We start from the raw sequence: 13627 nt of genomic DNA on the forward strand, positions 1-13627 counted from the left end.
GATTACCAGTCGTCGTGACGGTGGCGATCGACGGTCCAATCGTCATCGTCGTACAGTAACTCGCCGAGGGGTCCGGGGACTTCGTACTCCTCCTCGTCGTCGTCCTCGTACTCGTCCTCTCGGTCGGGTTCTCGCCGGGGACGGAAATCGGGACGCGATCTCACGTCGTCGCGATCGTCTTCGATCTCGGCTTCGAGGTTCCCTTCTTGCTTTAACGGTTCGACTACGCGGGCGATCGCATCTTTCACGAACGCTTTGACAAACTCGTCCTTGCGGGTCAGTTGAAATTGCTGTTGCACCACTTCCGTCATCCCGCCATCTCCCCAATCTTGATCGTGGCGGAAATATTCAATAAAACTTTTCCCTGCAATCCGGGTCAGATACGCCGCCGTGACCCCTTGAATCGCTTTCCCGACGGCGAAGGTACTCAAATTAAACTGCAACGCCGCCGTCACTAATTTGACCGCGCCTTCGACAATGCCCAAACTGGCGAGGGTTTTGCCCAAAGACAGGGCTAATTCCCGTCCGCGTTCCATATTGATGTCACAGCCGTAAATTTTGCCGATTTCGACGACCATCTGCGCGTTGACCGCCGCCGTCGCCAAGACGTCGATCACCGGAACGGGAGTGCAGGCGATTACCCCGGCGCCGATCCATTGAAAACGGTCCACGACGCGATCGGCTTGTCGGCGCCGTTGGGTGTCGATCAGGCGGCGGGCTTCTTCGCCGAGACGTTGGGATTGCAGCAGGATGTTGTCTGCCACTAGATCGTCTCCCTCTGCCCGTAAAATGGCCGCCATGCGCCGGATTAAGGGCATGATGTCCGGTTCGGCTTGGAAAATGCCGCCGTTGTCGAGGGGGATCGCTTGGGGATGGGCGGCGATCGCCACGACGTCACTCGGCGCGATCGCCCCGCGTACCCGTTCTCGCAACTGTCCGAGGATGATTTCCCGTTCCTCTTCGGGATATAAGTCGGTTTTGTTGAATACCAGCAGCGATCGCTTGCCAATTTCTGCCAAAGCTTCGAGGGGTCGCCGTTCCGATCGCAGCAAGTCGTTATCGACGACAAATAAGAGTAAATCTGCTTCGGCGGCGAGCGATCGGGCCACCCGTTCCCGTTCGGTTCCCGCGACCCCCGCTTCCAAAATTCCCGGCGTGTCGGTAATGAGCAAATTTCGTTCCAATCCCGGCAATTTCAGGCAGTAAGTCGCCCCCGCTTCCGTCGTTCCCATCGGCGCGTCCACTCGCCCCACCATGCGCCCGAGTAAGGCATTGACCAGCGAGGTTTTCCCGGCGGATCCGGTGCCGAAAATGACCACCCGCAAGTCCCCTCGGGTCAAATTCTGCTCGATTTCGCGCGATCGCAACAGCAAGGCGCGCCGCGCAACTTCATCTTGAATCTGTCCGACCTGTTTGCGAACCGCTTGCAAGGTTTCTCCGGCGGCTTCGCTTTTCTGCGCCGGAATTTTGGGCCGTCGGCGCCGCCGTTTGGTCTGGGTCTGACCGAAACCGGGGAATAAACGAAAATAGTAAGCGAAAGCAACTACCAGCATCGCCAACAAGGCAATCACTAACAACAGCAACAAGTTGGCGAGGAATGGATTCGTCCAATACACTTGGCTGTAAAGCTGGCTGATGGCCGTGACCAGCCACAGAACCATCCCTAAAATGAGGGTGATTCCAATCAAGATGGTGAGCAGGCGCGACAATGGCATGATCGGTAGTGGCTTTGAAGACGATCGAAGGCTAGCAATCTTATTGTCGCATTAGGTTTCGTTGACTGTCTGGGCTGGTGAAACTTCCGGCGGATCCCTCGGGGTTTTTACGTTGGTTTTTTGGCGATCGCTACTCTATTTCTACCTTCGGTCTTCTCGAACCGTTCCACGGAGAAATACAGCGACCTGAAGGCGGCGACAGGGGCGATCGCGATCTGGGGTCGTTATTTCCTCAACCCCCAGATTGTTCTGACAATTGGGTAAGGATACTGTTTTATTTTTAAAGGGAAAACTATACTTTTTGCATTCACTCGCGTCGATTATTATGCAGCCTCGGCAATCCCCAGATCCGTTCTCGAATTCTACTGAAACCACTGAGGATGATTACTCGGTGTTTTTTGAACCGCCTGGCGATCGCTCGCCTTCCGAACGGTCGCGATCGCGTCCCGGTCTCAAAGGGGCGATCGCGGCATTTAATCTACGCCAAAAAATTAGTTTGGGATATATCGTAACTCTCGGAATTGTCGCGATCGGCTTGACGGGAGGCTTTGTGTTCGGTACGGTTCATCAAGAAAACGGGATCCGTGCTTTTGCGATCGCCGACGAACGCGAGCAAATTCTCAGCGACCTGCGCATTGCTAGTTTGGAAGTTCCTTTATATATCCAGGAACTGGCGATCTTACCCGATTTTTCTCCTCAAAAATTCGATCGCTTCATCCTCCAGTGGAAACAAGAATTACAGGAGATCGATCGCGATTTAACCCGACTTCAAGCTTTGCATTCCGACGACCATGACCTCAGTCAGTTTTTTGAAAAATATCAAGATGTCTCTCGCGATTACGAGCGCGAAATTGAAAAACTCTCCAATGAATTAACTTTTTTACTCTTTCAAACTGAAGAAATTGGAAAAGTCCGCAGCTTGTTATTGAATTTTCGGCAAAAACCCGTCATTTTTCGCTTCGATCGCTTTTCTCGCGAGTTGGAAGTCGAGCGCAAAGTCGCCAGCTATCAAGCCGAAAACGCTCAACTTAAATTAAACCAATCGATCTTAATTCGTAAGTGGTTTATCTCAATTACCCTGTTGCTCTCGGCGATCGTCGCCATTTTATTTGCCCTCTACACCAGTCGCGCGATCGCCCTTCCCATTCAAGGACTCACCCGCGTCGTCCGCCAAGCCACGGAAGAATCGAATTTTGACCTCGAAGTTCCCGTCACGACTGAAGATGAAATCGGTCAACTCGCTCTCTCTTTTAACCAACTTATTGCTAAAGTCAAATACCTTTTAGGCGAACTCGAAGCTGAAAAACAAACCCAGTTAATTCAAAGTGAAAAAATGGCCAGTCTCGGGCGCATGTTGGCGGGAGTGGCTCACGAAATTAATAATCCCATCAATTTTATCTACGGCAATATCGATCCGGCTCGTGAATACATTGAAGATATGTTAACGTTAATCGAAACTTACGAAGCAGAAATTCCCAACCCTCCCGACGCCGTTCGCGATTGTGCGGAAGAGATCGAAATTGAGTTTTTAAAAGAGGATTTGTTAAAACTTTTGCAATCGATGAAAATCGGCGCCGATCGCGCCCGCGCTATTGTCTTGAGTTTGAAAAACTTTTCTCGTTTGGATGAAGCCAATCCCCAACCTGTTAATTTGCACGAGTGCATCGATAGCAGTTTGCTCATTTTACACAATCGGGTCAAACGGGAAATCGAGATCGATCTCAAATATGGCGAAATTCCTAAGGTCGAAGGCTATATGGGATTGCTGTATCAAGTGTTTATGAATATCCTCAGCAATGCGGTCGATGCTTTGGAAGAACAAACGGTAATTCAAGGTGCGGAACCGAAGAAAATTACGATTTCTACGGAACTGTTAAACCCTAATTCGATTTTGGTTCGGATCGCCGACAATGGATGTGGGATTAAACCCCAGGATTATCAAAAGATTTTTGAAAACTTTTTTACTACGAAACCACGGGGAATCGGGACGGGTTTGGGACTGGCGATCAGTCGCCAAATTGTTGAGGAAAAACACGGGGGGAAAATTGAGTGTCTTTCGACTTGGGGACGGGGGACGGAGTTTCGCATCGAGTTACCGATTAAAAATCCCGATCGCCGATAAACGATCGCCCCTTCTACTTCCGGATCGGATCGGTCTACGATGTAGGTTCAAGCGATCGCTCTTTCACCGCGATCGCGGCTAAAAAAATCTACAATCAGATCGATAACGTTTTACGAGTTCAAATTACGAGTTCAAACCAGTTAGGACGAAATTATGGGACTTTTTGACCAAATTATCGGTGCGATCGATAGCAGCGATCGCCAAGCCAATCCGAGTCAATTAGGCGCTATTCTCAGTACGGTGCAACACCTCACCCGTAATACCAATGCGGATTTATCCACGACTCAAACGGCGATTTCAATTGTCGGGAGTTACGTGCGATCGGCCCTTCAGGAAAAACGAGCCACGGAAGGCGAACAAACAGCAAGCTCGATTGTCAATCATTTTGCCGGAACGAGTGCCAATCCTCAAGCGATCGCCGCTTTGTTTTCTTCCTCGCAAGTCAGTCAGTTGATCGAGGCGATCGGCGCTAAAACTGGACTCGATCCGTCTCAAATCCAAATGATGCTCCCGATTCTCATTCCTGTGGTGCTGAATTTATTACGAACGGGTGCCAATACTGATAATCCGGAGGCGGAAGGCAATCCCGTTCTCAACTCTTTCTTGGATGCCGATGGCGATGGCGATGTCGATATCGCCGACGCGCTTAATTTGGCCGGAGGCTTTTTAAATCGGGGTCGTTAGGTTTTTTACATGGGTGATGACGGTAAAGGTTGGGTTCGATTTACCGTCGTTACTCCCCTACGTTTCGGCATTTTTACGTTATTTTCTCGTTTTTATTTATATATTTCTTAATATTTTTCTTAACAAAAGTTTGCGCCGAAAAAGGGGTTTTGGGGCTTGACTGGCCTCGAAAAATATTGTATTATTTTTTATATAATGGGAATATTGACACAATTTTTAAAATTGCAAAGATTCCCATTATAATATAATACTACCACAGAATTAAAAATTTGCACCAACTTCCCCAAAAAAAGGGCGCGCGCCCAAACTCGTACCGAGTTCGATTTAGTGCCGAAGCGGGTCAGTTATCCACTTGTTGCATGTAATTTCCCCAAATTTGAGCGGCTTGCGAGCTACTGCCGTAGGTGGGGGTGTTATCGTCATTGCCCAACCAGACTCCAGTCACCAGGTCGTCACTGGGAATATAGCCGACAAACCAGAGATCGACCCCGGAATTGGTGGTGCCTGTCTTCCCCGCTTCGCCGCGTCCGAGATAGGCACTGCGACCCGTACCGGATTGAATCACGCCGCGCAACATGTCGGTCATGGTGCGAGCGACATCGGGAGAGAGAACGGGGCGGTTGGCGCTGGGGTCGCGAGCGTATTCGTAAATGACGCGGCAGGTTTGGGGGCGATCGCGATCGGTGCAATCGCTGCTGTCGAGAATGCGGGTAATGGCGTGGGGGCGGTTGCGGCGTCCGTCATTGGCGAGGACGCCAAAAGCTCCGGTCATTTCCAAGAGGGTAACTTCGCTCTGACCGAGAATCAAACCGGGAACCGCTTGTAATTTAGAGCGAATCCCGAGACGGCGGGCCATTTGAACCGTGCGATCGAGTCCGACCTCGCGGGCGACGCGCAGGGCGATCGCATTTTCCGACTGAGCGAGTCCGGTATACATATCCACGGCGCCGCCACTGCGATCGCAGCCGCGAAAAGACTGACCGGACCAGCGCAGGGGTTCGCAAGAATAGACCTCAGACGCCGGGATGCCGCGATCGAGAGCCGCCGTGTAGGGAAAAATTTTAAAGGTGGAACCGGGTTGGCGCAGGGCTTGGGTAGCGCGGTTAAACTGACTTTGTTGGTAGTCTACCCCTCCGGTGAGGGCGAGAATTTCTCCGGTCCTCGAATCGAGGGTGACGATCGCCCCTTGGGAAAAATTGTACTGAGTGCCGAGGGTATCGACGCCCCGACGCAAAGCGGTTTCTGCTTGCTGCTGGATGCGCGGATCCAACCCGGTTTCCACGATAAAATTGCCTTCGCGGGCGAGACCTTCGCCGAGGAGTTCTTCCAACTCGGCAAAGACGTGAGCGTAGAAATACGGAGCGATCGTGCTGTTGATAATTTCGAGAGCTTTGGGGTTAATTTCGATGCGCGATCGCCGGGCGCGATCGGCCTCTTCTTGACTAATCATGCCCAACCGCCGCATCCGATAAAGCACGCCGTCGCGGTAGCGGACCGCCAACTGATAGTTTTCCACCGGATTGAACACGTTGGGGGCGGGCAAAATCCCCACCAACGTCGCCGCCTCCGACAAAGTTAAATCTCGGGAAGACTTGCCGAAATAAAATTGCGCCGCATCTTCAAACCCGTAGAGGTCGATCCCCAAATAAACCCGATTCAAATAACCGAGTAATAACTCGTCCTTGCTGTAAAACGCTTCCAACTTGAGGGCGACGATCGCCTCGCGCAGCTTGCGACCCGCCGAATCCGCCGTCCCCACGTAATCGCGGAACAGACTGCGGGCGAGTTGTTGGGACAGGGTACTGCCCCCTTGCAAGTTGCCGCCGCGCAAATTGACCGTAATCGCCCGCAGGGTGCCGATCGGATCGACGCCCAAATGCCAGTAAAAGCGGGAATCCTCCGAAGCGATCAGGGCTTGGGGCAAATAGGGAGAAAAATCCGACAGTTGCCGCATTTCCACGTGGGCGTTGTTAAACGGGGGACGCAGGGGGGTTTGTCCGTCGCGGGCGTAGACCACCACCGGACCTTGAATCGAGGTGGGAAAGGGGCGCACTTGGAATTTCTGCCATTCGATCGCGATCGCCGCCGTCACCAACGCCGCCATCCCCGAAATCCCGTAAAACGTCCAGCGCATCGCCAGGACGATCCACGGCGGCGGGTCGTGATAGAGAATTTCCACACTGTCGGCGAGTTCGGGCGGGCCTAAATTAAAGCGATCGCCGTGACGCAGGGGTTTCTTTTTCACCCGGCGTTTGCCGCGATAAATGCCGTTGGTCGAGTTTTCGTCCTTGAGGAAAAAGGGGGCGTTGGGGTCTTGACTGTCGCGCCATAAAGACAGGTGAGTTTGGCTGACCACCGGATTGCGGATGATGATATCCGAGGTTTTCGACGATCGCCCGACGATAAAGCGATCGCCCAATAACGGATAAATTTTCGGCTGTCCGCCGTCCCCCTCGTAAATTCGCAGTTCCGGTACCTTGGCATTAGCTTTGAGCGACAGCCGCGAGAAATTGACCCGGGTCAGTACCGTTTGTGTCGCTTGGGTAATGACCCCGAGGATCGTTTTCGGTTGTTGGGGAGGGGGAGAAGGGGGAGGAGAACTCATGAGTGCTTTTAAGCAGGAGAATCGGCAAGCTCTTCTATTTTAGGATTGTGGAGACTTACACTGTCAGAGGTGCCTGAAGAGTGCGGGTCTGGCGTCTTCGTCGTTCAATCCGACGACGAATCGGATCGATCCGCAGACTCGGGATCGGGCGATCGCTTCTCCCCTTCGCCGTGCTGGGCTTGCCAGAACATCACCACGAGCAAACAGGCAATCCCGAGATTGATCGAAACGTCGGCGAGATTGAACACCGGGAAGCGGATCAAACGGAAATCGAGAAAATCGATCACTTCCCCGGTGGCAAAGCGATCGATCCCGTTGCCGATCGCCCCGCCGAGAATCAGTCCGTATCCGGCTTGTTCCCACGCCGACAGGCGCGGTCCGAACCAGCCCCAGGCGATCAAGACCAAACTGACGAGTAAGGAGAGCCAGCGCAACCAACCGCTCCCCTGAAACAAACTGAATGCGGCCCCGGTGTTGGTGACGAAGGTAAAATGAAAGACCCCCGGCCATAAGGGCCAGGTTTCGCCGTAGTCGAAAACGCCGACGACCCAGAATTTGGTGAGTTGGTCGAGAATGACGGCGATCGGGGCGATCGCCCAAAACAGACGATTTTTAAAAAATTTCATGCTCCAGGGTAGGCAGGTCAACGGCGGCGCGGCGCGATCGCGTCCGGTTCGGGGGTCAACGAGAGCGCGCGGAGGCGCTCAATAAAACATTAAACTACGAACCCCAAACGCGACCACTGTCACCGCACATAAAACCGCCAGTTGACCCGGTAAAGGATTGAGAGAATAAGCGATCGCGGAACGGACGAGGGCTTGGTTGGCGAACAGGTGCATCGCACTCAAATAGAGCAGTCCGACCAGATGGATCGCCAACAAGCCGCAGATCCCGCTAAAGGCGAGGGATTCTAGGCGCGGCGGCATTTTGAATGCCAGCCAGCCGCAGATCCACGCCCCGGGAACGAAGCCGAGTAAGTAACCGAACGTCGGTTGTTTGAGATAGTCCAGACCGCCGCCTTCGGTAAAAATGGGAAACCAGGTCAACCCCAACACCAGATAGGCAATTTGGGAGAGCGCCCCGGCATTTTTACCCCCGAGACAGCCCACGAGTAGAACCGCCCCCACTTGATAGGTGACGCCGAGGGAGTGAATGGGGATGCCATCTTGTTGCCAATTCCAGGCGGGGCTGGCGATCGAGGCTTCGAGAAACGTACCGCCAATGGTCAGCAGTAAGCCGATCGCCGCCCAGATCAATTCGAGGGGAAGACGCACGGTAACGGGGTCGGTGGAGGAGGACGAAATCGGCGGGCGGGACTTGAGTCGGTGGCTCTCGGGAGGAGGGAAGTTAGCGCGATCGCCCATGGCGATCGCCTTGGGGGACGGGAGCTTCCCCCCCTTCGAGTCCGAGTTCGGCGAGCATGGCTCGGTCTCGTTCCGGCGGTTGACCCATGGTGGTCAGGTAGTGACCGACGAGCATGGCGTTGATTCCCGCTTTGAAGCCGAACGATTGCAGTTCGCCCATGACCGCTTCCCGTCCGCCCGCATAGCGGATAATTTGCTCGGGGAGGAGCAAGCGGAAAATGGCGATCGCCTTGAGGGCGTCGAAGGGGTCGAGTTTGGGCAGATGACCGAGGGGAGTCCCTTCGCGAGGGTTGAGTAAGTTTAACGGGACCGATTCGACCTCTAAATCGCGTAAGGATAAGGCTAAATCGATCCGGTCTTCCCAGCTTTCCCCCATGCCGATAATGCCCCCGGTACAGGCTTGGATCCCGGCGGATTTCAAGTTTTTGACGGTTTCGACGCGATCGCCCCAGGTGTGGGTGCTGACGACTTCGGGGTAGAAGTTTTCCGACGCTTCCAAGTTGTGGTTGTAGCGGGTCACTCCCGCTTCGGCGAGGGCTTCGGCTTGTTCGGCGGTGACTTCGCCCAAAGCGCAGCAGGGTTTGATCGAGGTTTCGGCAATAATCCGGCGCACGGTTTCGAGTACCTGCTCGAATTCTTTCGATTTCGGCGAGTTATATTTCGGTCCGCGACCTTGGGAAACCAAGCAAAAACGGCGCGCCCCCGCCGCTTCGGCAGCTTTGGCCTGTTCGAGAATTTCATCGGCGGATTTCAAGCCGTAAATCGGCGATCCTTCCCCGGGATGGTAGGCGGACTGGGAGCAGAAGGAGCAGTTTTCGGAGCAACCGCCCGATTTGACGTTGATGATGCTGCACAAATCGACGGTATTGCCGCAACATTCGCGCCGGACGCGATCGGCGGCTTCGCACAGCAATAAGATGTTTTCTTGTCCTTCAATTTCGGTTAAGGCGAGTGCTTCGGTTTTGTCGAGGCGCTCTCCGGCGATAATGCGCGTGGCGATCGCGTCGAGGCGATCGCGCAGCTCATCTGGAGTCGCCGACCGCAGATCGATGGATTGCGACGATCGCGCAGATGGTGAAATCGGTACTTGAACCACTTTGCAGCCCTTTGATAATCGTTGCTCTAAGCATTCTAGTGAAGTACCGCCGATTGAATCAAAAATTACAATCAAAGATTACAATCGCGGCTTCCTACTTCTACCGCCGAAGGCTCCAGAAAACAAGTTTTCTATGGGTCTGACTCGGCGTCCGTCGGCCCAACCCCGTCTTCCCCAGAGTTGTTACGTTTTTAGACCCTTGGTTTTCGCCGCTAGATAAAACTTACCCAAACTTACCCATCAAGTCTGAAAGCTTGATGAACAATACGTTTGAGTCGATTTTACTTCCTGCTTCTACCAAGGGAGTCGGTGAGTCAGTGCGGTCTTGGGGTCTCCCCAAGTAGAGCAACTGACGAACCCGTAGGGCTCGCTCTTGTCCACAGGCGTTAATTTGACCGTAGCTCGACCTATTTTTTCCAGATTTTTGGCTGCGTTTAAATCTCTGTCTATTTTGAGATGACAATGGTCGCAACCAAACAGTCTTTCTGATAAGAGTAATGAGTCTTTAATGCTTCCACAATTAGAACAGATTTTACTAGATGGATAAAATCTGTCTACGATTATTAGTTGTGACCCATATATTTGGCTCTTATATTCCATCTGCCGTCGGAATTCATAAAACCCCATATCGGCGATAGATTTAGCTAGTTTATGATTGGCCATCATGCCCGATCCGTTTAAGTCTTCTATCACATTAACGGCGTGGTTCTTGCATAATTGTGAGGTCAACTTATGTAACGTATCTTTTCTGAGATTAGCGATTTTCCGATGGAGTTTTTGGACTTGAAGCTGGGACTTTTTTCGATTGGCAGAGCCGAGACTTTTTCGGCTAACTTGTCTTTGGAGTCTAGCTAGTTTATTTGAATGCTTTTTATATGCTTTTATTCCTTCTATACTTACTCCCGTTGATAAGGTGGCAAGCGCTTTTATCCCCAAATCTATCCCCACTACATCTGTTTTCTTCTCGGTGGGGGTCACGTTGACATCTATTTTAAACGAAATAAACCAGCGATCTGCCTCTCGACTAATCGTCACATTTTTGGGTTGATAATTCCCCGATAGTCTTTCATAAGTTTTCAGAATTCCAATGACAGGAACCTGAATTTTATTTTCAGATAATATTTTTATAGTTCCATCTAGAGTAAAGCTGTCTTGTCTACCTTTTTTCTTAAATTTAGGTCTAGATTTCTTTTTTTTAAAGCAATCTTGCCACGCCTGGGCGAGATGTCTGAGAGCGTATTGAGGGGCACACTTAGAAACTTCGTAATACCACAGATTCTCTGGTTTTACTAACTTATTTAACCATTTATGTAAGTCAATAGCTGTGGGAAATTTGATTTTTTCATCGGGACGACAACCGGCATTATGTGATAAAATTCCTAACCACAACCCGTGACCCCAATTGTAAGCATGACGCGCCACTCCCGCATGACGAGCAAGTTTTTGTCGTTGGGTCAGATTAACTTTAAGTTGTGTTTTCAACCCTAATAACATGGAGTTAAATGCTCTACGCTACCAATGGCGCCTAACTAGTGCTAATTTTACCACCACTGATGACTTTATTAACAATTCAGTTTCTAGAAATATTGGTCAATGCTACGGGAATTTCTCACGATTTGAGTAAGATTGGGTAAGATTGGCTAAGTTTTTGGCTTCTGTAGTTAACCCTTGGAGTAGGCGTTCCAACAAGATCGAACATTGTAGCACGAGGAGGGGATCGCGCATCGATCTCCGGGGAGCGATCGCCCCAAAGAAACCGAGTGATAAACTGTGATAAATTTATCACTCGGTTTAATCACTTGAGAGAAGGGAGTTAGACCGATCGCCGCGCCGTTAATCTTAGGGAGCGATCGAGCTAAAGGCCATGTGCTTGTAATATTCGGTTTCCGTCACGATGTCGCGACTGCTTTCGACGCGATCGAGGAAAACGATGCCGTCGAGATGGTCGTATTCGTGCTGAAACACCCGGGCGACAAAGCCGGAAAACTCCGCCCGTCGCAGTTTGCCCCAGCGATCGGTATATTCGACCTCGATCGCCTCGGACCTCGGCACCAAGCCACGAATCCCGGGAATACTCAAACAGCCTTCCCAATCTTTAACCATTTCATGGGAACGAGAGAGAATATGGGGGTTAATAATTGCCGTCGGCTCCATGTGAGGAGCGTAAGGATAACGCACCGTCGGACGAGACGCCAGCAGGAACAAGCGATAAGATTTCGAGACTTGGGGAGCGGCCAACCCCACCCCATTGACTGGGGCGACGGTGGTCGTCAAGTTGTCGATCAGGGATTGGATCGAGGGGTCGTGAACGTTGGTGACAGGTTGAGCGGGCGATCGCAGAACTGGATTGCCTAACTGAGCGATATCGAGTAATTGCGCTACAGTCATGATGAATGCTCCCTGTTGCAAAGCAACCTTAACAAAATTTAAGACCGTTGGTCAGTAGGGAGATTGCCCGGTCGGACTTCAATCGTTCGGATCTGACCGTTGCGATTGACCTCCACCCGCAACGTCGAGCCAATTTTACTCTCTTGGACGATTTGCTGAACGGTTTCCGACTTGGTAATCGTCTGACCTTCCATTTTTTGAATCACATCTCCGGCGCGGAACCCGGCGGTAGCGGCGGGAGAATTGGGAATGACCCGGACCACCAACACCCCCGAATCGACGGAGACCGTAATCGGACTGTTGGGGTCGCTATTAATATCTTCTTTCAATTCCGGAGTTAAGGCGATCATTTCGATGCCCAAAAACGGATGTTGGGCGCTTCCGGTCGTAATTAACTCGTCGGCGATCCGTTGGGCGGTGGCGATCGGAATTGCAAAGCCCAAACCTTGGGCGCCACTGATAATCGCCGTATTCATCCCGATCACCTCGCCACTTGCATTGAGCAACGGACCGCCGGAGTTCCCGGGATTGATCGCCGCGTCAGTTTGAATGAAGCCGACGCGCTTGTCCGGGACGCCGACATCGCTACTCGATCGCCCGGTGGCGCTGATAATCCCGGCGGTGACGCTGTTATCGAGACCGAGGGGATTGCCGATCGCGATCGCCCACTCTCCCGGACGCAACTGTTCGGAATCGCCCATGCGAACCACCGGAAGCTGACTCGCCTCGATCTTGACCACCGCCACATCGGTGACCGGATCTTCCCCGAGGACTTCGCCTTCCAACTGGCGACCGTCTCGTAACACCACCGTCACGCGATCGGCACCGTTGACCACGTGGGCGTTAGTTAAAATCTGACCGTCTTCACTGATGATAAATCCCGATCCGGTGCCGCGTTCCACGCGTTCGCGCGGTTGAATCGGGATATTGTTCCCAAAAAAGCGACGGAAAAACGGGTCGTCAAACGGCGCCGGAACTTGACTCGTGACCGTCCGCGCCGCATTAATCCGCACCACCGCCGGACCGACTTGTTCCACCGCCTCCACGATAAAATTCGAGTCGGTTCCCGGCGGTAAAATCGCCACAGTAGAGCCGTTGGAGCCGTTATTCGGCTGACCGGACGCCGGAAGATTCGACGGTTGCGATCCTCCACCGAGCCCCGACTGGGGGGATAAACCGGAGTTAGACGCCAAGAAGCGATCGCCCGCCAACGCGGCGCCACCCCCCAACAACACCAACACAAAATAGAGCAGGGGTTGCTTCCACGAAAATTTCCCAGATCGGTCCGCTTTATCTGAACTGTTCATCGCCATCATGTCCGGCTGCCTTGCCAAAGTAAAATCTCGACTTACGACGCTGCTAGAGAATTCTCCGAACCAGTCGCTGACTTAAGTTTCATTATAAGTTAGCGCCATTCCGGGTAACGGCTTCTCAGAGGAATTGCTACAAATCCGCGATCGCCCGTCTAGCAGACATCCGATCTGCTACCGTGTTGGCAGAGTCACCGGGTTGGCAGGGAAACGGAGTGCAGATTTTTTTAATCCCTCCCCTCCCCTCGCGCCGGGTTGCTCTACCCCTCCAACTCCCATCCGCGCGCGCCATCGGGTAGGGGAGGGGACGCAGGCGAACGCGATTTGAGAGAAGAGGTCACTG

The 13627-nt window shown here is 52.5% G+C and carries 10 protein-coding genes; 2 read left to right on the forward strand and 8 right to left on the reverse strand.

The window, feature by feature from the left end; genetic code table 11:
* Positions 1 to 2: 2 nt before the first annotated feature.
* The gene (locus tag HCG48_RS25300) at positions 3 to 1715 is read right to left on the reverse strand and encodes a YcjF family protein (protein WP_168571650.1); all 1713 of its coding nucleotides are present in this window, start codon (positions 1713 to 1715) and stop codon (positions 3 to 5) included.
* A 325-nt stretch (positions 1716 to 2040) separates the two neighbouring features.
* Here HCG48_RS25300 and HCG48_RS25305 point away from each other — a divergent pair, with 325 nt between their 5' ends.
* Positions 2041 to 3837 carry a HAMP domain-containing sensor histidine kinase gene (locus tag HCG48_RS25305; RefSeq protein ID WP_168571651.1) on the forward strand — a complete coding sequence of 599 codons (1797 nt, stop codon included), beginning with the start codon at positions 2041 to 2043 and terminating at the stop codon, positions 3835 to 3837.
* A gap of 153 nt (positions 3838 to 3990) precedes the next feature.
* Positions 3991 to 4521: a DUF937 domain-containing protein gene (locus HCG48_RS25310; protein WP_168571652.1), complete on the forward strand. Its 531-nt coding sequence runs from the start codon at positions 3991 to 3993 to the stop codon at positions 4519 to 4521.
* Positions 4522 to 4861: 340 nt separating this feature from the next.
* On the opposite strand, the gene HCG48_RS25315 is transcribed toward HCG48_RS25310, so the two are convergent.
* The 7 genes from HCG48_RS25315 to HCG48_RS25345 all read right to left on the reverse strand — a co-directional run bounded on the left by HCG48_RS25315 (position 4862) and on the right by HCG48_RS25345 (position 13281).
* Positions 4862 to 7126, reverse strand: a complete 2265-nt coding sequence (locus tag HCG48_RS25315; RefSeq protein WP_168571653.1) for a transglycosylase domain-containing protein — start codon at positions 7124 to 7126, stop codon at positions 4862 to 4864.
* A gap of 104 nt (positions 7127 to 7230) precedes the next feature.
* Positions 7231 to 7752: a signal peptidase II gene (lspA, locus tag HCG48_RS25320; protein WP_168571654.1), complete on the reverse strand. Its 522-nt coding sequence runs from the start codon at positions 7750 to 7752 to the stop codon at positions 7231 to 7233.
* Positions 7753 to 7830: 78 nt separating this feature from the next.
* On the reverse strand, positions 7831 to 8400 hold the full coding sequence (locus tag HCG48_RS25325; RefSeq protein WP_168572080.1) for a biotin transporter BioY: 570 nt from the start codon (positions 8398 to 8400) through the stop codon (positions 7831 to 7833).
* Positions 8401 to 8473: 73 nt separating this feature from the next.
* On the reverse strand, positions 8474 to 9541 hold the full coding sequence (bioB, locus tag HCG48_RS25330; RefSeq protein WP_246260187.1) for a biotin synthase BioB: 1068 nt from the start codon (positions 9539 to 9541) through the stop codon (positions 8474 to 8476).
* Between the two features lie 339 nt (positions 9542 to 9880).
* Positions 9881 to 11080 (reverse strand): RNA-guided endonuclease InsQ/TnpB family protein, encoded by a 1200-nt coding sequence (locus HCG48_RS25335; protein WP_246259780.1) that lies wholly within the window; start codon positions 11078 to 11080, stop codon positions 9881 to 9883.
* Positions 11081 to 11425: 345 nt separating this feature from the next.
* Positions 11426 to 11974, reverse strand: a complete 549-nt coding sequence (gene def, locus HCG48_RS25340; RefSeq protein ID WP_168571656.1) for a peptide deformylase — start codon at positions 11972 to 11974, stop codon at positions 11426 to 11428.
* Between the two features lie 38 nt (positions 11975 to 12012).
* Complete coding sequence (locus HCG48_RS25345) at positions 12013 to 13281, reverse strand: HhoA/HhoB/HtrA family serine endopeptidase (protein ID WP_168571657.1); 1269 nt, start codon at positions 13279 to 13281, stop codon at positions 12013 to 12015.
* Positions 13282 to 13627: the final 346 nt, after the last annotated feature.

Origin of the sequence: Oxynema aestuarii AP17 (assembly GCF_012295525.1) — a bacterium.
GTDB classification, from domain to species: domain Bacteria; phylum Cyanobacteriota; class Cyanobacteriia; order Cyanobacteriales; family Laspinemataceae; genus Oxynema; species Oxynema aestuarii.

Coding starts and splice junctions, on each gene's coding strand:
- HCG48_RS25300 (WP_168571650.1), bottom strand. CDS start 1,715: ATGCCATTGTCGCGCCTGCTCACCATCTTGATTGGAATCACCCTCATT.
- HCG48_RS25305 (WP_168571651.1), top strand. CDS start 2,041: ATGCAGCCTCGGCAATCCCCAGATCCGTTCTCGAATTCTACTGAAACC.
- HCG48_RS25310 (WP_168571652.1), top strand. CDS start 3,991: ATGGGACTTTTTGACCAAATTATCGGTGCGATCGATAGCAGCGATCGC.
- HCG48_RS25315 (WP_168571653.1), bottom strand. CDS start 7,126: ATGAGTTCTCCTCCCCCTTCTCCCCCTCCCCAACAACCGAAAACGATC.
- lspA (WP_168571654.1), bottom strand. CDS start 7,752: ATGAAATTTTTTAAAAATCGTCTGTTTTGGGCGATCGCCCCGATCGCC.
- HCG48_RS25335 (WP_246259780.1), bottom strand. CDS start 11,080: ATGTTATTAGGGTTGAAAACACAACTTAAAGTTAATCTGACCCAACGA.
- def (WP_168571656.1), bottom strand. CDS start 11,974: ATGACTGTAGCGCAATTACTCGATATCGCTCAGTTAGGCAATCCAGTT.
- HCG48_RS25345 (WP_168571657.1), bottom strand. CDS start 13,281: ATGAACAGTTCAGATAAAGCGGACCGATCTGGGAAATTTTCGTGGAAG.